Below are 17,036 nucleotides of genomic sequence, written 5' to 3' on the forward strand. Positions count from 1 at the left end.
GCGCCAGGGGGTGACGAGTCACGCTTCCTGCCCGCCTGCATTTTGCCCGATTTGCTTTTGCCCCATTTTCTCCTGACCCCGAAAGCGCGCCATGTCCACCGTTTTCAATTTCACCTTTGTCCCCTGGTTCCGCTCGGTGGCGCCCTACATCCACACACACCGCGGCAAGACCTTTGTCGTGGGCATTGCGGGCGAGGCGATTGCCGCCGGCAAGCTGCCGCACATCGCGCAGGACCTGGCCCTGATCCAGAGCATGGGCGTCAAGATCGTGCTGGTGCACGGCTTTCGCCCCCAGGTTAACGAGCAGCTCAGGGCCAAAGGGCACGCAGCCAGGTATTCCCACGGCATGCGCATTACCGACGAAGTGGCGCTGGACTGCGCCCAGGAAGCCGCCGGCCAGTTGCGCTATGAAATCGAGGCCGCCTTCAGCCAGGGCTTGCCCAATACACCCATGGCGGGCTCCACCGTGCGCGTGATTTCGGGCAACTTCCTCACCGCGCGACCGGTGGGCATCCTGGACGGGGTGGATTTCAAACATTCCGGCATGGTGCGCAAGGTGGATGTGGCGGGCATCTCCCGCACGCTCGATTTCGGGGCCATGGTACTGCTGTCGCCGTTCGGCTTCTCCCCGACGGGGGAAGCCTTCAACCTGACCATGGAAGAAGTCGCCACCTCGGTAGCCGCTGCCATGCAGGCCGACAAACTGATTTTCCTGACCGAAATCCCGGGCATCCGTATCCACCACGACCAGCCTGAAAGTGAGGACAACCCGATAGACACCGAGTTGCCCCTGGCTGCAGCCGAAAAGCTGCTGGCCACCCTGCCCAACGGCGAACGCCCGACCGACACGGCGTTTTACCTGCAGCATTGCGTCAAGGCCTGCAAGGCGGGCGTGGAGCGCAGCCACATCCTGCCCTTTGCCGTGGACGGCTCCTTGCTGCTCGAAATTTATGTGCACGACGGCATAGGCACCATGGTGGTCGATGAAAAGCTGGAGTCCCTGCGCGAAGCCACCGCCGACGATGTGGGCGGCATCCTGCAGCTGATCGAGCCGTTTGAAAAGGACGGTACCCTGGTCAAGCGCGGCCGAACGGAAATCGAGCGTGATGCCGACCTGTACACCATCATCGAACACGACGGCGTGATCTTTGCCTGCGCCGCGCTCTACCCCTACCCCGAAGCCAAAACCGCCGAGATGGCCGCCCTGACGGTGTCACCGCAAAGCCAGGGCCAGGGTGACGGCGAAAAAATCCTCAAACGCATCGAGCAGCGCGCCCGCGCCGCCGGCCTGCAAAGCATTTTTGTGCTGACCACCCGCACCATGCACTGGTTCATCAAACGCGGCTTTGTGCAGGTCGACCCGGACTGGCTACCCGAAGCGCGCAAGCGCAAGTACAACTGGGACCGGAAAAGCCAGGTGCTGGTGAAAAAGCTGGCCTGAGTGCGGTCATGACTTTGCGGCGGGGATGACGCAAGGAGCCGATGCGGCGATGCGGGCCGGCGATAGCCAGATACCTAACCATCAAACCGGGGAAACACCATGCTTCAACTTCGCCCCAACTGCGAATGCTGCAACAAGGATCTGCCTGCCGACTCCACCGACGCACGCATCTGCACGTTTGAATGCACGTTTTGCGCCGATTGCGTCAGCACCCGGCTCAAGGGGGTTTGCCCGAACTGCGGCGGCGAGTTTGCCGTGCGGCCGCGGCGTCCGGCGGACATGCTGGCCAAATATCCCGCCTCGAAGGAACGTATCTTCAAGCCATCAGGCTGCGGCATGGCCTCCTGATTTCGACGGTGGTGCCCGGGTTGCCGGGCTTTTTTTGGAATTTTTCACGCCACCGTTGATCCAACACAAATACCGCCACACAGTGCGCGCCGTTTCGCGCCCGCAAGTACCGCAGCTTGTCCTACATTAAAAACAGCATTCCTTGTCGCGACTAACGGTCGCAATCGAAAAAGAATTTGAGGTTGGAACTGATTTTCACGAGGTAAACAAAATGCCTGACCGTGACAGCCGCGTTGTCGTTCGGGAAGTCCGCATTCCCGTAGGGGAGAACACTTGGCTCTACGGTGATCTGGCACTGCCGTCCGGCTTCGAAGGCCTCGTGCTGTTCGCCCACGGCAGCGGCAGCGGACGCCACAGCGCACGCAACCGGCAGGTGGCCCGGCACCTGCAGGACGCGGGCATTGCCACCCTGCTGTTTGACCTGCTGACGGCGCAGGAGGAGCAGGAAGAGGTGCAGACGCGCCATCACCGCTTCAACATTCCCTTGCTGACCCGGCGGATGCAGGACGCGACCCTTTGGGCCACCACCCAGCCCGAGCTGCAACATGCCGCCATTGGCTACTTTGGCGCCAGTACGGGCAGCGCGGCCGCACTCATTGCGGCTGCCCGGCTGGGAGACCGTGTTGCGGCCGTCGTTTCCCGCGGCGGACGCCCCGATCTGGCCGGGCCGGCGGCATTGGCGGCCGTCAGGGCGCCTACGCTGATGATCGTCGGCGGGGCCGACCCCCAGGTGATTGAGCTCAACCAGGCTGCCTACCCCTACCTGCAAGGCGAGAAAAACCTCGTCATCGTGCCCGACGCCACCCATCTGTTTGAAGAAGCCGGAGCCTTGGAGGAAGTCGCAGAACTGGCTACCTCCTGGTTCAGCCTTCACCTGGGCCGGGCCCTGGCGCATGGCACGGCGGACGTACACCTGCCTTATCGTGACCGGCGGCATGCGGGCCGGGTGCTGGCCGGCAAACTGGCGCATTACCGTGGGCGCGACGGCCTCGTCGTCGTGGCCCTGCCGCGTGGCGGCGTTGCCGTAGGCTACGAGGTGGCCCACAAACTGCACGCGCCGCTGGACATCCTTGTCGTGCGCAAGCTTGGCTATCCCGGCCAGGAGGAATACGCTATGGGCGCCATTGCCAGCGGTGGCGTACAGGTGCTGAGCTCCCTGTCCGGCATGCAGATCAGGCCGGAGGAGATTACCGAGACCCTCGAACGTGAACAGGACGAACTGGTGCGGCGCGAACAGCTCTACCGCCAGCAACAGCCAGCCCTGCCGCTTGAGGGCCGCACGGTTATCGTGGTGGATGACGGCCTGGCCACGGGCATGAGCATGCAGGCAGCGGTGCAGGCCATTCGGCAACGGCATCCCCTGCGGGTGGTGGTGGCCGTGCCCGTGGGCGCGCGCGACACCTGCGCCATGCTGCGCAGACACGCCGACGAGGTGATCTGCCCGGCCCAACCCGAGCCGTTTCGTGCAGTCGGGCTGCACTACGAGGCATTCCCCCAGGCCACTGACGAACAAGTCAGTCTGCTGCTGAAAGTGGCCCGACGGGAACAACGTACGGGCAACCCGATCGTCAGCTCGTATTCCAGCCATTGATGCCCGCAGCACCAGAAGCCAGGGGATCTGCCATGAACCAGCACCAGACCCGGCACGGCCTCAGCGACACTGCGGTGCTCGAAGGGCTGCGCGGGCACCTTCTGCCGCTGGCAGACCATGACCGCGCCCATGACCCCTTGATGCAGCTGATCGGGCAGGCCCGCTTCGCGCTCCTCGGCGAGGCCTCTCACGGCACGCAGGAGTTTTACCGCGAACGGGCCGAAATCACCAAACGCTTGATCACCGAAAAAGGATTTAACGCCGTGGTCATCGAAGGCGACTGGCCCGACGCCTTGCGTGTTAACCGCTATGTGCGCGGCGTGTCGGACGATACGGACGCGGTTGCCGCGCTGTCGGGCTTCCAGCGGTTTCCAGCCTGGATGTGGCGCAACACGGTGGTGGTCGATTTCGTCGAATGGCTGCGCGATCACAACAGCGGACGAGACCCCAGACAGCAGGCCGGCTTTTACGGGCTGGACCTCTACAGCCTGTTCAGCTCCATCCAGGCAGTGCTCGCCTATCTTGACAGAACCGATCCGCAAGCCGCGCGCCGCGCCCGCTACCGCTATGCCTGCTTCGACCACGCGGCGGAAGACAGCCAGGCCTACGGCTACGCCGCCGCCTTTGGCCTGGGAGCGAGCTGCGAGGACGAGGCGGTGCAGCAGCTGCGCGACATGAACCGCCGCGCCAGTGAGTTTTCGCCGGTTAACGGCCTGGAGTGGGACGAGGCTTTCCATGCCCAGCAGAACGCACGCCTGGTGCACAACGCCGAAGAGTATTACCGTACCATGTTTCACGGGCGTGTCTCCTCGTGGAATCTGCGCGACAGCCACATGGTGGAGACCCTCCAGGCGCTGGACCGCCACCTGAGCGCCAATGGCCCGCCGCCGCGTATCGCGGTGTGGGCGCACAACTCTCACCTGGGTGATGCCTCGGCCACCCAGAAGGGCGAGCGGGGCGAATGGAATGTGGGCCAACTCATGCGCGACCGCTACGCGGGCGACGCCGTACTGGTGGGCTTCAGCACCCATCATGGCTGGGTCACGGCCGCATCGGATTGGGGTGAAGCCGCACACCGCAAGCGGGTGCGTCCGGGTCTGCCCGGCAGCTGGGAGGACATGTTTCACCAGACGGGCTCGGCCCGCTTCATGCTGGCGCTGCGTGACAACGCGGCTCTGCGCCCCCTGCTGGCGCCGCTGCGGCTGCAGCGGGCCATCGGCGTGATCTACCGGCCGGAAACGGAACGCCACAGCCACTACTTTCACACCCACCTGGCCAGCCAGTTTGATGCGGTGATCCACCTGGACGAGACCGGTGCGCTGGAGCCCCTGGACAAAGGCCCGGTCTGGAACACCGGTGAGGCGCCAGAAACCTTCCCCTCCGGTATCTAATGCCGGCGTTCAATCCCGGCGTTCGCCAGGGATCAACCAGGTATCAGTTCCTTCATCTGCCCCGGATTGTCGAGAATCGGGGTGTGGCCATCAACCGCATCTCAATAGCCGCCTGTCAGGCTTTTTAGGTCTTCCAGCCGGCGCGCCACCAGGTTGCGCGCCGGCCCATAAAAACCGCACCGCTCCTTACGGGGGCCTCATTTCGTTCGCCCGTGGTATCTTCGGGGCTTGGTATGTGCGCTGGCGCACGGACTTTTCACAGCGCATCTGTAAAACTTCCGGAGTCTTTAAAAGACTTCTCACCCTCCCCGGCCAGGATCCTGGACGCGCCGCCCCACAGTCGGCACTTCGCAGGATCGTCGTTACTTTTACAGAAACATGGCCCATGTCACCCATTTCAAGTCTGAGCGTTCTTGACGCCATTGCCAAAGCCGACGGCATTGAAGTCAAGCGCCAGGAAGCCCTGCTGAAAACCGGCGCACTGCAGACCGCCATTCTGACCAGCGAAAATTTCTCCATCATCGCGACCGACGAGAAAGGCATCATCCAGCTTTTCAACGTCGGCGCCGAGCGCATGCTGGGCTATATGGCGGCCGAAGTCGTCAACAAGATCAACCCCAGCGACATCCACGACCCGCAGGAAGTGATGGCGCGGGCCCAGGCGCTGAGCGTGGAGCTCGCCACCACCATCACGCCGGGCTTCGAGGCGCTGGCCTTCAAGGCCTCACGCGGCATTGAGGACATTTACGAGCTGACCTACATCTGCAAGGACGGCAGCCGCTTTCCGGCCATTGTGTCGATCACAGCCCTGCGTGACGATTTCGGCACCATCATCGGCTACCTGCTGATCGGCACCGACAACTCAGTGCGCAAGCAGGTCGAAGTGGCCTTGAAAGAAGCGATGGCGGTGGCCGAGAAGGCCAACCTCGCCAAATCGGATTTTCTGTCCAGCATGAGCCATGAGCTGCGCACGCCGCTCAGCGCCATCCTCGGCTTTGCGCAGCTGATCGAGTCCGGCATGCCGCAGCCCACGCCGTCGCAAAAGCGCAGCGTGGACCAGATCCTCCAGGCCGGCTGGTACCTGCTGGAGCTGATCAACGAAATCCTGGACCTGGCGCTGATCGAGTCCGGCAGGCTGTCGCTGTCGCTGGAGCCGGTGTCGCTGGCGGAAGTCATGCTCGAATGTGAAACCATGGTCGAATCGCAGGCCGCCAAGCGCGGCATCCGCGTGACTTTTCCGCAATTTTCCCTGCCCTGCTTCGTCAGCGCCGACCGTACACGGCTCAAGCAGGTGCTGATCAATTTACTGTCCAACGCGATCAAGTACAACACCAGCGGCGGAACGGTGGCGCTCAAATGCGTGAACGTTTCGCCCCAGCGCATACGCATCTGCGTGGAAGACACCGGCGAAGGCCTGAACCCGGCCAAAATTGCCCAGCTCTTCCAGCCCTTCAACCGCCTGGGCCAGGAAGCCAATACCGAACAAGGCACCGGCATCGGCCTCGTGATGACCAAGCGGCTGATCGAGCTGATGGGCGGCGTCATCGGCGTGGAAAGCATTGTCGGAAAAGGCAGCGTGTTCTGGATCGAAATGGACCTCACCGAGGAACGTGAGCTTCACCCGGAGCTGGCCAGCCTGGCGCCGGCCCTGCAAAGCCAGGTGCCGACGGATCCCCGCGCCCACACCCTGCTGTATGTGGAAGACAACCCGGCTAACCTGATGCTGGTGGAAGACCTCATCGCGCGCCGCTCCGACATACGCCTGCTGTCCGCCCGGGACGGCATCAGCGGCATCGCGATGGCCAAGGCCTCGCAGCCCGACATCATCCTGATGGACATCAACCTGCCGGGCATCAGCGGCATCAAGGCGGTGCAGGTTCTGTGCGCGGACCCCTTGACGGCGCATATTCCGGTGGTGGCGCTCAGCGCCAATGCCATGCCCCGCGACATTGCAAAGGGCATGGAGGCCGGCTTCTTCCGCTACCTCACCAAGCCCATCAAGATCAATGAATTCATGGACACCCTGGACCTGGCGCTGAAGTTTTCAAAAACAAAGTCCCCACGCCCTCCCGTGCCGGAGAAAACCTCATGAACACCGAATTCGACATCCTGAACGCCAGCATCCTGGTGGTAGACGACCAGGCCGCCAATGTGCAGCTGCTGGAGCAGTTTCTGAGCAACACCGGCTACACCCGCGTCCGCTCCACCATGGACCCGCTGGAGGTGGCCGGTCTGCACGCGGAGCACCGCTATGACCTGATCCTGCTGGACCTGAAGATGCCCGGCATGGACGGCTTCCAGGTGATGCAGGAGCTCAAGAAAAACACCAGCGACGACTACCTGCCCGTCATCGTCCTGACCGCGGAGCCGGGCCACAAGCTGCGCGCCCTGGAAGCCGGTGCCAAGGACTTCATCAGCAAGCCCTTTGACCTGGTTGAAGTCAAGACGCGCATCCACAACATGCTGGAAGTCCGTCTGCTGTATAAAAAACTGGACAACTACAGCAAGCTGCTGGAGCACGCCGTGCACCAGGGCACGGTCGAGATCGACGAAGCGCGAAGGAAGTAAACGCCTGGTTCTTGGCGGGGGGCCGGACGCCGGACGGCTCAATGAAAGTCGCGGCTGGAGGTGCCCAGCCGCCCCAGCAGCGGCGTGAGGTCTTCCAGCCGGTGCGCCACCAGGTTGCGCACCGCGCCATAGCCTTTGGCGGTGCCGCTTTCTTCACTGCGCTGCCACACCCCATACACCGCCAGCAGGCGGGCATGCAGCACCTCGGCGCGTTGCGCCTCCCGCAATGATTTCCACACGATCACGTTGACCGGGCCGGTCTCGTCTTCCAGCGTGACGAAGATGGTGCCATTGGCCGTTTGCGGCTGCTGGCGCACGGTGACGATGCCGCAGCCGGCCACCTCTTCGCCGTCGGGCAAGGCATTGAGCTCGCTGGCGCTCAGCAGGCCCCGGCGCGCCAGCCGTTCCCGCAGCAGCGCGACCGGGTGGCGCCGCAGCGTGAGGCCCGTGGCTTTGTAGTCGAACAGGATGTTTTCGCCCTCGGGCGTGTCGGGCAGCGCCAGCGGTGTTTCATGCGTGGGCACGGACTTGAGCAGCCGCGGCGCCGGTTTGATGGCCGAGGCGTCCCACACCTGCTGGCGCCGGTGGCCGGACAAGGGCAGCAAGGCATCGGCAGCGGCCAGCGCGTTGATTTCCAGCGTATTGAGCCGGGCGCGCGACACCAGGTCTTCGGTTGAGCTGAAAGCCGCCTGCGCCCGCGCCTCCACCAGACGAATGGCAGCGTCTTCGCGCAGGCCGGACACCAGGCGCAGGCCCAGGCGCACCGCCGGCTGCCCTGCATGGATGCCGGGATGGCGGGGCATGACATGCGCTGCCGCCGGCTCCAGCGTGCAGTCCCAGTGGCTGTGCATCACATCCACGGCGCGCACTTCCACGCCGTGCCGGATGGCGTCCTGCACCAGTTGTGAGGGCGAATAAAAGCCCATGGGCTGTGAATTGACCATGGCCGCCAGGAAGCAGGCCGGCTCGTGGCACTTGAGCCAGCAGCTCACGTAGACCAGCTTGGCAAAGCTGGCGGCGTGGCTCTCGGGAAAGCCGTAGTCGCCGAAGCCCAGGATCTGGCTGAAGATGCGCTCTGAAAATTCGGCGCTGTAGCCATTGTTGACCATGGCATTGACCAGGCGGCCATGAAAGCGATCCACCCCGCCCTTGCGCTTCCAGGCCGCCATGGAGCGGCGCAGGTCGTCGGCCTCACCGGGCGTGAAGTCGGCAGCGATCATGGCGATCTGCATCACCTGCTCCTGGAAGATCGGGATGCCCAGCGTGCGTTCCAGGGCCGGGTTGAGCGCCGGGTATTCAGGCTTGATATCGCCGCCCTTGCGGAGGATTTCGCGGTTTTTCAGGTAAGGGTGCACCATGCCGCCCTGGATGGGCCCCGGCCGGACGATGGCGACCTCCACCACCAGGTCGTAGTAATTGCGCGGCTGCAGGCGCGGCAGCATGGACATCTGCGCGCGGCTTTCGATCTGGAACACGCCCACCGTGTCGGCTTCGCAGATCATGTCGTAGGTTTGCGGGTCTTCCAGCGGGAGGGTGTGCATCTGATCATCGCGTTGCCGGGTTTCATTGACCAGGCTCAGGCAGCGTCTGATGGCCGACAGCATGCCCAGCGCCAGCACATCGACCTTGAGCAAACCCATCGCCTCCAGGTCGTCTTTGTCCCACTGGATGATGCGGCGGTCTTCCATCGAGGCGGGCTGCACCGGCACCAACCGCGTGAGCTTGCCCTGCGTGAGGACAAATCCGCCCACGTGCTGGCTGAGGTGGCGCGGAAAGCCGATCAGCTGGGCCGACAAATCCAGCCACTGCAGCACCGGCCCCGCCTGGCCCGCCAGGCCGGCTTGCCTGATTTTTTCTTCCAGCACCTCGCTGCCGTCAAACCAGAAATGCTCTTTGGCGAACTGGTCTATCAACCCGGGCGCCATCGCCAGCGCCTTTCCCACATCGCGAATCGCGCTGCGCGGCCGATAGCGGATGACGGTGGCGGCAATGGCGGCGCGGTCATGCCCGTACTTTTTGTAGATGTACTGGATGACCTCTTCGCGCCGCTCGTGCTCAAAGTCCACATCGATGTCAGGCGGTTCGCTGCGTTCGCGGCTGATGAAGCGCTCAAACAGCAGATTGCTTTCAACCGGGTTGACGGCCGTGACGCCCAGGCAGTAGCAGACCGCCGAATTGGCCGCCGAGCCGCGCCCCTGGCACAGGATTTTCTGCTCATTCGCAAAGCGCACGATGTCATGCACGGTGATGAAGAACATCTCGTATTCAAGCTCTTCGATCAGCGCCAGTTCAAACGCAAGCTGCGCCCCGATTTTCCGGGGAATACCGCGCGGATAGCGTGTGTGGGCCCCCTGCCAGGTCAGCCGCCTGAGCCAGCGTGCGGGCGTTTCGGCAGGCGGCACCATGTCTTCCCGGGGGTAGCGGTACAGGTTGCGGATCTCGTCGAGATTGAAGCTGCAGCGCGCCGCCACCTCCAGCGTGGCACGCAGCAGCGCGGCCGGGTAAATGCCGGCCAGCCGCATGCGCGGGCGCAGGTGCGCCTCGGCATTGGCCTGCAGCGCAAAGCCACATTCATGCACCGGCCTGCCCAGCTTGATGGCCGTCATCACGTCGTGCAGCGGCTTGCGCGAGCGCTTGTGCATCAGCACGTTGCCGGCCGCCACCAGGCGTATGCCGGTGTGCTCCGCAACCTCCTGCAGTTGCTGCAGGCGCAGCGCGTCGTCCAGGCCTTGCAGCAGTTCGACGGCCAGCCAGGCATTCGGGCCGAACAGTCCTTTGGCCCAGGCAGCGTGCGCGCCCAGCGCTTGCACATCGATGGCGTCGGGCAAAGGCGACAGCAGGATTTCGCAATCGGTCAGCCGTGAAAAATCCGTCTCACCCATCGCAACGCGGTAGCTGCCCTTCTTCACCTCGTCACCGGCACGGCGCGCTTCGGTGATGAATTCACACAGGTTGCCCCAGCCTGCCGCGTTGTGGGGCAGCACCACCAGCCTGAACGCATGGCCGGTCTGCACCAGAAACTCGGCCCCCGGCAGCAACTGCAGACCGAGCTCCCGGGTCACTTCATGCGCCCTCACGACACCGGCCACCGAGCATTCGTCAGTGATGGCCAGCGCCTTGTAGCCCAGCTTGAAAGCCCGCTCGGCCAGCTCCTGAGCATGCGAGGCGCCGCGCTGGAAGCTGAAATTGCTCAGCGCATGCAGTTCGGCGTAATCGGGCAGCACGTAGGCGGACATGCGTTCCTCTCAGGCAAAAAAACCGTGCAGGTACCAGGCGCGCTGTCGCGCGGCCTCGGGTGTGGCGCCCAGCCTCTCGCTGTAAATCCAGAGCAGGCCACCCTGCTGGCTGCGGTAAATGAAGTAGTCGCGAAGCGCCCACGGCTTTTCACTGAGGCCGGCGCCGCGGGCGGCGTCGCTGTCGGCCAACAGCCATTCGGCGGCCTCCAGCCGCTGCGGCCCCGTCAGGCGATGCAGCTTGCCCTGATAGACCGGGCTGTTGCCAACGGTGGCCAGTTTGAGCGGCTCGGGCAGCAACCAGGTCGGATACAAAGCTTCGGTCTTGATCTCCGGACCAGGGGTTTTTGAAGCATCTCTTGAACGTTTCAACCCTCCAGCCCGGACAGGATTTTTATGCGCAGCGATCGATTGAATCACCCCCCTGGCATGAACCCAGCGTTGCATCAGCTCCGGCCGATGGTCCGCGCAAGGCTGCCAGGCCTGCACCTGCGCATCGCCCAGGCGGGCGCTCAGCCGCTCGACCAGTTCCACCACGCTGTCACCCTGTTCGCGCGCCTCCATTAGCAGGCTGCCGGTGGCGGCGACCGAGTCGGCCAGCAACTCGGTGGCCAGTGACTGCAAGGTCAGGCTGTGCACCGGCGCCGGCAGCTTTTGCTGGGCCAGGTGCTCCGCCACCAGCCGCGCCACATGGCGAAGGTCTTGCGCGGGCTGGGCCGTGCGGATCTCCAGTTCGCCGGTCGGCGCCACGTCGCGGCGCTTGTCCAGGTGCCAGATGATTTTCAGGGCGCACAGCCCGCTCTGGCGCCCGAGCAGCCAGGCGTGCAGGTGAACCAGCAGCCGCTCCACACCCGCCATCAAAGCGGGGGCGTGAGTGACCAGTGCGTTGAGTTCCAGCTTTTCCTCAAAGTGCTCGGGCAGCACCTGCCACTCGTAGTTGTCGGGCGTGCTGCCGCGGGCGCGGTCCAGCGCCTCCAGCAACTCCGCGCCAAAGCGCCGGGCCACGCCGTCACGCGGCAGGCGCAGCAGGTCGTCCCAGTTGCGGCAGCCAATGCGCTCCAGCACGCCCAGATGCGGGCGGGCAGCCGTCAGGGTGTGCATGGGCAGGTCGGCCACGCGCTTTTTCACGGTATCAGTCTGAGTCTGGCCGTCTTGCAGCCGCAAACGGCCAAGCGCTATCAAGGACGTCGCGCCTTGCGCCCGTTTTACCTGGGCCTGCAACCCGTTTTCTTCAAAAAAAGCAGCCAAACGCTGCTCCAGCAGCTGCATCAGCCGCGCCAAGCCGCCAAAGAGGCGCAGGCTGCCCGTCACGTCCATCAGCACGGCCTCGTCCACCAGCGCCACACGCGGCGTAAAGCCCAGCGCCATGCTGGCCACCGCCCGTTGCACGGCAGCGGCGTCCAGTACCAACCGCTGCGCCGCAGCGGCGTCCAGCACCGGGGTGGCTGGGCCCGGCTCAATGGTGGTCGAGATGTGCAATGCGATCCAGCAGCGCATGGATGGGGCCCTGAGGTGAAGTGACAAGAGGCGACACCAGCGAAGGCAGCAGCATGAGCGCCGGAACGCCGGCTTCTTCCCGCTGGCGCCGCGCTCTTTCGCGGCTGGCGGCCAGCAGCGCCGCCAGCCGGGCCGGCCGGGTATCGAGCAGCACCGGCGCGGCCAACGGCGGGCCGCGGCGTTTGAGCACGCTGACCAGCAACTGGCCCGCCTCGTTCACCGCGCCTTCAACCAACAACCGCAGCGGCGCGGGCGACGACTCATGCTGCGCCCGCAGCGGCCTGAAAACAAACAGCAGCTTGTTGTGCGCATGGGCTGCAATCTGCAGGCGGCGCACATGCGCGCTGCGCGCATCGGGCAGCCAGGCCAGCACGCTGTGCACGTCGGCGCACTGCAAGGCTTCGCGTGTGGCCCACAGCAGCGACGGCGCGTCACCGGGCTTGCCGTGAATGCTGAGCAGGCGCTGCATATTCAATTGGCGCGCGCCCAGCGCCGGGCCAAAGGGCAGCCAGGGCGCGCCCGCCAGCACCGTCAACAAATCAGGCGCCGCCGCCTGCATGCAAGCCAAAGCCGGCGCGACCAAACCCCATTCGTGTTGCCCAGCCTGCGGCTGCAGCACCTCCACCAGCGCACCCTGCGGCCAGCCGCCGCCGGGCAACACATGGTTGAGCGCCGCATAGCCCGTGTCCACGGTCTGCAGGCTCGCGCTGCCCAGCTCGCCCGCGCGCCACACGTGGGCGAGGTCCGGCTCGGCGCGGGCCACAGGAATCGGTGAAAGCATGGGGTGGGCTCAATCAGGGGTGAAAATTCAATCAAATACTGTATTTATGTACAGTATATTGCCTGACTCATGCCCTGTGCAATTACCCCTTCGCCCGGCTCGGGCGTGTAACGCCCTGCCCGTTTAACAGACTGATCCCATTAACGAAAAACATGAAAACGAAAAGGGCCGGGGTAGTCGACCCGGCGCCCAAGGAGAAAGAGAAAGCGGGAAAGCGAAAAAGCGCCGCCCTCAGCGCTGGCGAGCCAGGCGGGTGATCAGGACCAGTCCCACCAAGGCAATCGCCACAAAGCACAGAAACGACCAGTTGGCAATCGACAGGCCCAGAAAGGTCCAGTCAATTTTGGTGCAGTCGCCACTGCCCTTGAAGATCATCGGAATCGCGCGCTTGAGCGGAAAGGTTTCGATCATTCCGTAAAAGTCACGGCCGCAGGAGGCAATCTCAGGCGGGTACCACTGCAGAAAACTCTGGCGGGCCGCCACAAAGGCGCCAAAGCCGGACAGCAGCACCAGCAAGCCCGAGCCCGTGATCAGCAGCCCCCTGCTTTTGGCTACCGCGGTGATACCTGCAACCACAGCCACCAGCACCAGCGCGTAGCGCTGCACGATGCACATGGGGCAAGGCTCCAGGCCAACGACATGCTGCAAGTACAAGCCAAAAGCCAGCAGGGCCACACAGGCCACGGACACCAGGGCCAGCACACGGCGTGGCATGGCGTCGAAATACGTCAAAAACATCGGGAACCCTCTTTTTGGATTGATTGTGAATTGTCCGATGGTTCGTGGGTTTGGGAGAGGATAAGTTCCCGGGCGAGGTGGCGTGCAACTTGTTCAGCCAAGGAAATCATGAAAAAATTCGGGACCACTTGGCCAGATTCATCGACCTCCCCACCTATACGGATCAACGAGCTCACCCAATAGCAGCAAACGACTTTCCTGAATTCTGCGCGACATGTTCTCCCGCCATGCGCCAGTTTTTCCGCAGTCTTGCGGGACAAATCAACGTCAGAGGACGTAACTCGGAGGTCACATCATGAACAAACGTCACCTGCTTCTTCTTGGCGTCTCTGTCTTGGCGCTTACCTTGCCGATCGCGGTGCATCCACAGCCTGGGCCCGCCACCGAGGAGCAGAAACTGCGCGAGGTATTGCGTAACTATGAACGAGCCTGGAATCTCCATGATGCCAATGCGTGGTCGTCATTCCTGACTGACGATATTTGGTTCACGCAGGCGAGGGACAGCTACGGCCGTCAAAAAGGTCGAGACAACGCAGTGGATTTGTTCAAGTCCAATTTTCTGGATTCAGAACTGGCCCAACAGGTTGTTCGGATACGGATGATGCCGGATGGTACGGCCACTGTCGCCATGAGTGAGGTGCTCTCGTACCTGCCCAAGACCGATGGCAAATACAAGACCGTATTTGAGAGTGACCCGGTAATCAGCCGATGGAGAAAGGAAGGGGGCACGTGGAAGATGTTTTTCTTCACATCACACAAAGGTTGGGCCCTCGACCAGTTGAAAAAGGACGGAGTTGAGTAGTCGGCAGCTTGCCAAGTCTGGTTTGGGGGGTTGGCAAAACCAATATACCGTCACATTTCATGCAGACCAGTGGACCAAGCTCATGACAGCAAACCATTTTTTCGAATTTTGCGCGCAATGCTATTCCGCAACGCCCTATGTTATTTCGCAGTTTTGCGGGATGTCTCAAAGTTAGGCGCCTCAGGAGACACCCATGAAACTCACAGTCGCGCCTCTCACACCCGAGCGCTGGCCTGACCTTGAAGCAATATTTGGTGCCAAAGGCTGTTCAATCGCTCGCGGTTGCTGGTGCATGGCTTACCGCCTCAGCGGGGCACGCGAACCGCCGCCTTCGGGAGTGACTCATGCACAAGCGAATCGTGCTGCGCTGAAAGCACTTGTCGATGCCGGCCATCCGCCAGGCCTCATCGGCTATCGAGGCAAGGTTCCAGTCGGCTGGGTGTCCATAGGCCCACGCGAGGAGTTTGCCAGGCTCAAGCGCTCGTCCGTGATGAAGCCTGTTGACGAACAACCCGTGTGGTCCATCGTCTGCTTTGTTGTACCCGCCGAGCACCGCGGCCAGGGCGTTGCGCAGGCGCTTCTCAAGGGAGCTGTTGCCTACGCCAAGGAGAACGGCGCCTCGCTGGTCGAGGCCTATCCTGTGGACAAACCTGCTCGTTCCAACGACGACTTTATGTGGTTTGGGGCAAAGTCCATGTACGACAAGGCCGGTTTCCAGGAAGTCGCGCGTCGCAAGCCACAGCGGCCCGTCGTCAGGCTCAGCACCGTCTGACTCACCGATGTCGAAGGCGTCTACCCCTTCTACTGGGACTTCCCCTCAACGGCCTGAATTCCCTGCCCACCATCAAGCAAGGTCATAACATGCTTATCTCTCCGCCCCCCGAATCCGAAGCGACTTCTCGCGTCTACCAGTCGAGCCTTGACAGTCAGGGATTCGTGATGAACCTGACAAGAGGCTGGGCATGGAGGCCGGATGTCTTTGACGCATTCGCAGCACTACGCTCCCAACTTACCGACAACTCGTCCCTTGGCAAGCGGGAACTGGCGGTGCTCGTATGCGCTACCGCCGCTGCGCTTGGTGACTCGTACTGCGCGCTTGCGTGGGGCAAGAAGCTTGCCGAGGCCTCGGACCCAGTGTCCGCAGCAGCCGTTCTGCAAGGCAGGGCCACAACCGAATTGACTTTGCGAGACCAGGCGCTGTCGGTATGGGCGCGAAAGGTCGTGACCCAGCCGAATGGAACGACCACTGAGGATGTAGCCAGACTTCGTGCTGCCGGTTTCACGGACCGGGAGATCGCCGAGGCCACCTTTTTCATAGCGTTCAGGCTTGCCTTTTCCGTCGTCAACGATGCGCTCGGAGCAGAACCGGATTGGCAGCTGGCGGCCGCAGCACCAACCGAGGTAACCGCCGCGGTCACATTCGGGCGCCCAACCGCTCCAAAAGGTACATGACCAACCAGGGCAGAAAACGTCTGACGGCGACCAGCCATCGGTGCCGCTTTACAGCCGCATTAACCTTCTACAAACACCCTCGCCTTGCGCGGCGTCACGACCAGCATGTCGCCTTCCCGCAAGCCCATGTCCTTGAACTGCTGCGACGGCATCTGGGCCTCAATGAGGGAGTCGCCTGACGCGTTCCCCTTCTGCTCGTAGCCTTCGACCGGCATCAGCTCCAGCCGCGCAATCGGGCCGATCACGATGGCGCGCTCCAGATGCGCGACGATGCCTTCGGCGCCGGGTGAATAACGCTGCACTTCCAGGTCGTGCGGGCGCACATAGGCAAAGGCTTTGGCGTCCTGTGCGTCGGCATGCTCGGGGGAATCGATGCGCAGGCCTTCGAGATGCACTTCGCCTTCATGGGCGCGGCCGTGGAAAAGATTCACGTCACCCAGAAAGCCGTAGACGAACGGGCTGGCCGGGTGGTCCCAGACCTCTTGCGGGGACCCAATCTGCTCGACCTTGCCGGCATTCATCAGCACCACGCGGTCGGCCACTTCCAGGGCTTCTTCCTGGTCGTGCGTCACAAAGATGCTGGTCACATGCAGGTCGTCATGCAGGCGGCGCAACCAGCGGCGCAATTCCTTGCGCACCTTGGCATCAAGGGCGCCAAAGGGCTCGTCGAGCAGCAGCACCTTGGGCTCCACGGCCAGGGCGCGGGCCAGCGCAATACGCTGGCGCTGCCCGCCCGAAAGCTGCGACGGAAAGCGGTCGGCCAGCCAGTCGAGCTGCACCAGGTTGAGCAGCGAATGCACTTTCTCCTTGATCTGCGCTTCGCTGGGCCGCTGGCCGCGCGGCTTGACGCGCAGGCCGAAAGCGACGTTTTCAAACACCGTCATGTGACGGAACAGCGCGTAGTGCTGGAAGACGAAGCCCACCTGCCGTTCGCGCACATGCACGTCGGTGGTGTCTTCGCCGCTGAACAGAATGCTGCCGCGGTCGGCCGTTTCCAGACCGGCAATGATGCGCAGCAGCGTGGTCTTGCCACAGCCCGAGGGGCCGAGCAAGGCGACGAGTTCGCCCGACTCAATGTCCAGGCTCACGTCGCCCAGCGCCTGGAAGTCGCCAAAGTGTTTGCTGACGTTGCGGATTTCGATGCTCATAATTTTCTCTTTCTCTTGCTCCCTCTCCCACTGGGAGAGGGTTGGG

At 63.1% G+C, this 17,036-nt stretch carries 14 protein-coding genes and 1 pseudogene; 10 read left to right on the forward strand and 5 right to left on the reverse strand.

Features of this window, described 5'->3' with window-relative positions:
• Nucleotides 1–91: 91 nt before the first annotated feature.
• From argA to AC1DS5_RS02960, 7 genes and pseudogenes are all read left to right on the forward strand, one after another.
• The gene (gene argA, locus AC1DS5_RS02930; protein ID WP_477716764.1) at nucleotides 92–1,441 is read left to right on the forward strand and encodes an amino-acid N-acetyltransferase; all 1,350 of its coding nucleotides are present in this window, start codon (nucleotides 92–94) and stop codon (nucleotides 1,439–1,441) included.
• 99 nt (nucleotides 1,442–1,540) lie between these two features.
• Nucleotides 1,541–1,789, forward strand: a complete 249-nt coding sequence (locus AC1DS5_RS02935; protein ID WP_477716765.1) for a DUF1272 domain-containing protein — start codon at nucleotides 1,541–1,543, stop codon at nucleotides 1,787–1,789.
• A gap of 211 nt (nucleotides 1,790–2,000) precedes the next feature.
• Nucleotides 2,001–2,669 (forward strand): annotated as a pseudogene (locus AC1DS5_RS02940) (dienelactone hydrolase family protein); the annotation flags it as partial.
• A 117-nt stretch (nucleotides 2,670–2,786) separates the two neighbouring features.
• Nucleotides 2,787–3,380, forward strand: a complete 594-nt coding sequence (locus tag AC1DS5_RS02945; protein WP_477717217.1) for a phosphoribosyltransferase — start codon at nucleotides 2,787–2,789, stop codon at nucleotides 3,378–3,380.
• A 32-nt stretch (nucleotides 3,381–3,412) separates the two neighbouring features.
• Nucleotides 3,413–4,771 (forward strand): erythromycin esterase family protein, encoded by a 1,359-nt coding sequence (locus AC1DS5_RS02950; protein ID WP_477716766.1) that lies wholly within the window; start codon nucleotides 3,413–3,415, stop codon nucleotides 4,769–4,771.
• Between the two features lie 385 nt (nucleotides 4,772–5,156).
• Nucleotides 5,157–6,863 carry a hybrid sensor histidine kinase/response regulator gene (locus tag AC1DS5_RS02955; protein ID WP_477716767.1) on the forward strand — a complete coding sequence of 569 codons (1,707 nt, stop codon included), beginning with the start codon at nucleotides 5,157–5,159 and terminating at the stop codon, nucleotides 6,861–6,863.
• On the forward strand, nucleotides 6,860–7,339 hold the full coding sequence (locus AC1DS5_RS02960) for a response regulator (protein ID WP_477716768.1): 480 nt from the start codon (nucleotides 6,860–6,862) through the stop codon (nucleotides 7,337–7,339). Before AC1DS5_RS02955 ends, AC1DS5_RS02960 begins: the two co-directional genes overlap by 4 nt.
• Before the next feature lie 38 nt (nucleotides 7,340–7,377).
• Here AC1DS5_RS02960 and AC1DS5_RS02965 read toward each other — a convergent pair whose 3' ends face one another.
• From AC1DS5_RS02965 to AC1DS5_RS02980, 4 genes are all read right to left on the reverse strand, one after another.
• Nucleotides 7,378–10,575: an error-prone DNA polymerase gene (locus tag AC1DS5_RS02965; RefSeq protein WP_477716769.1), complete on the reverse strand. Its 3,198-nt coding sequence runs from the start codon at nucleotides 10,573–10,575 to the stop codon at nucleotides 7,378–7,380.
• A gap of 9 nt (nucleotides 10,576–10,584) precedes the next feature.
• Nucleotides 10,585–12,069: a Y-family DNA polymerase gene (locus AC1DS5_RS02970; protein WP_477716770.1), complete on the reverse strand. Its 1,485-nt coding sequence runs from the start codon at nucleotides 12,067–12,069 to the stop codon at nucleotides 10,585–10,587.
• A complete protein-coding gene (gene imuA / locus AC1DS5_RS02975) occupies nucleotides 12,029–12,850 on the reverse strand; it encodes a translesion DNA synthesis-associated protein ImuA (protein ID WP_477716771.1) in 822 nt (273 codons plus the stop codon). The genes AC1DS5_RS02970 and imuA overlap by 41 nt, the downstream gene beginning before the upstream one ends.
• Nucleotides 12,851–13,081: 231 nt before the next feature.
• Nucleotides 13,082–13,588: a disulfide bond formation protein B gene (locus AC1DS5_RS02980; RefSeq protein WP_477716772.1), complete on the reverse strand. Its 507-nt coding sequence runs from the start codon at nucleotides 13,586–13,588 to the stop codon at nucleotides 13,082–13,084.
• A 295-nt stretch (nucleotides 13,589–13,883) separates the two neighbouring features.
• On the opposite strand from AC1DS5_RS02980, the gene AC1DS5_RS02985 reads away from it, so the two are divergent.
• The 3 genes from AC1DS5_RS02985 (at nucleotide 13,884) to AC1DS5_RS02995 (ending at nucleotide 15,842) form a co-directional block, all read left to right on the forward strand.
• Nucleotides 13,884–14,390, forward strand: coding sequence for a nuclear transport factor 2 family protein (locus AC1DS5_RS02985; protein ID WP_477716773.1), 507 nt, complete (start codon nucleotides 13,884–13,886; stop codon nucleotides 14,388–14,390).
• Nucleotides 14,391–14,583: 193 nt separating this feature from the next.
• Nucleotides 14,584–15,162 (forward strand): GNAT family N-acetyltransferase, encoded by a 579-nt coding sequence (locus AC1DS5_RS02990; RefSeq protein ID WP_477716774.1) that lies wholly within the window; start codon nucleotides 14,584–14,586, stop codon nucleotides 15,160–15,162.
• Between the two features lie 167 nt (nucleotides 15,163–15,329).
• Nucleotides 15,330–15,842, forward strand: coding sequence for a carboxymuconolactone decarboxylase family protein (locus AC1DS5_RS02995; RefSeq protein WP_477716775.1), 513 nt, complete (start codon nucleotides 15,330–15,332; stop codon nucleotides 15,840–15,842).
• 59 nt (nucleotides 15,843–15,901) lie between these two features.
• Here the strand turns inward: AC1DS5_RS02995 and AC1DS5_RS03000 are convergent, their stop codons facing one another.
• Nucleotides 15,902–16,990, reverse strand: a complete 1,089-nt coding sequence (locus AC1DS5_RS03000; RefSeq protein WP_477716776.1) for a sulfate/molybdate ABC transporter ATP-binding protein — start codon at nucleotides 16,988–16,990, stop codon at nucleotides 15,902–15,904.
• Nucleotides 16,991–17,036 lie beyond the last annotated feature (46 nt).

The sequence above is a fragment of the Polaromonas sp. P4_H1 genome (assembly GCF_056400945.1).

Excerpts from the sequence above, each read along its gene's own strand:
- imuA (WP_477716771.1), bottom strand. The coding sequence starts at position 12,850 with ATGCTTTCACCGATTCCTGTGGCCCGCGCCGAGCCGGACCTCGCCCAC.
- AC1DS5_RS02950 (WP_477716766.1), top strand. The coding sequence starts at position 3,413 with ATGAACCAGCACCAGACCCGGCACGGCCTCAGCGACACTGCGGTGCTC.
- AC1DS5_RS02990 (WP_477716774.1), top strand. The coding sequence starts at position 14,584 with ATGAAACTCACAGTCGCGCCTCTCACACCCGAGCGCTGGCCTGACCTT.
- AC1DS5_RS02980 (WP_477716772.1), bottom strand. The coding sequence starts at position 13,588 with ATGTTTTTGACGTATTTCGACGCCATGCCACGCCGTGTGCTGGCCCTG.
- AC1DS5_RS02985 (WP_477716773.1), top strand. The coding sequence starts at position 13,884 with ATGAACAAACGTCACCTGCTTCTTCTTGGCGTCTCTGTCTTGGCGCTT.
- AC1DS5_RS02935 (WP_477716765.1), top strand. The coding sequence starts at position 1,541 with ATGCTTCAACTTCGCCCCAACTGCGAATGCTGCAACAAGGATCTGCCT.
- AC1DS5_RS02965 (WP_477716769.1), bottom strand. The coding sequence starts at position 10,575 with ATGTCCGCCTACGTGCTGCCCGATTACGCCGAACTGCATGCGCTGAGC.
- AC1DS5_RS02955 (WP_477716767.1), top strand. The coding sequence starts at position 5,157 with ATGTCACCCATTTCAAGTCTGAGCGTTCTTGACGCCATTGCCAAAGCC.
- AC1DS5_RS02970 (WP_477716770.1), bottom strand. The coding sequence starts at position 12,069 with ATGCGCTGCTGGATCGCATTGCACATCTCGACCACCATTGAGCCGGGC.
- argA (WP_477716764.1), top strand. The coding sequence starts at position 92 with ATGTCCACCGTTTTCAATTTCACCTTTGTCCCCTGGTTCCGCTCGGTG.
- AC1DS5_RS03000 (WP_477716776.1), bottom strand. The coding sequence starts at position 16,990 with ATGAGCATCGAAATCCGCAACGTCAGCAAACACTTTGGCGACTTCCAG.
- AC1DS5_RS02995 (WP_477716775.1), top strand. The coding sequence starts at position 15,330 with ATGAACCTGACAAGAGGCTGGGCATGGAGGCCGGATGTCTTTGACGCA.
- AC1DS5_RS02960 (WP_477716768.1), top strand. The coding sequence starts at position 6,860 with ATGAACACCGAATTCGACATCCTGAACGCCAGCATCCTGGTGGTAGAC.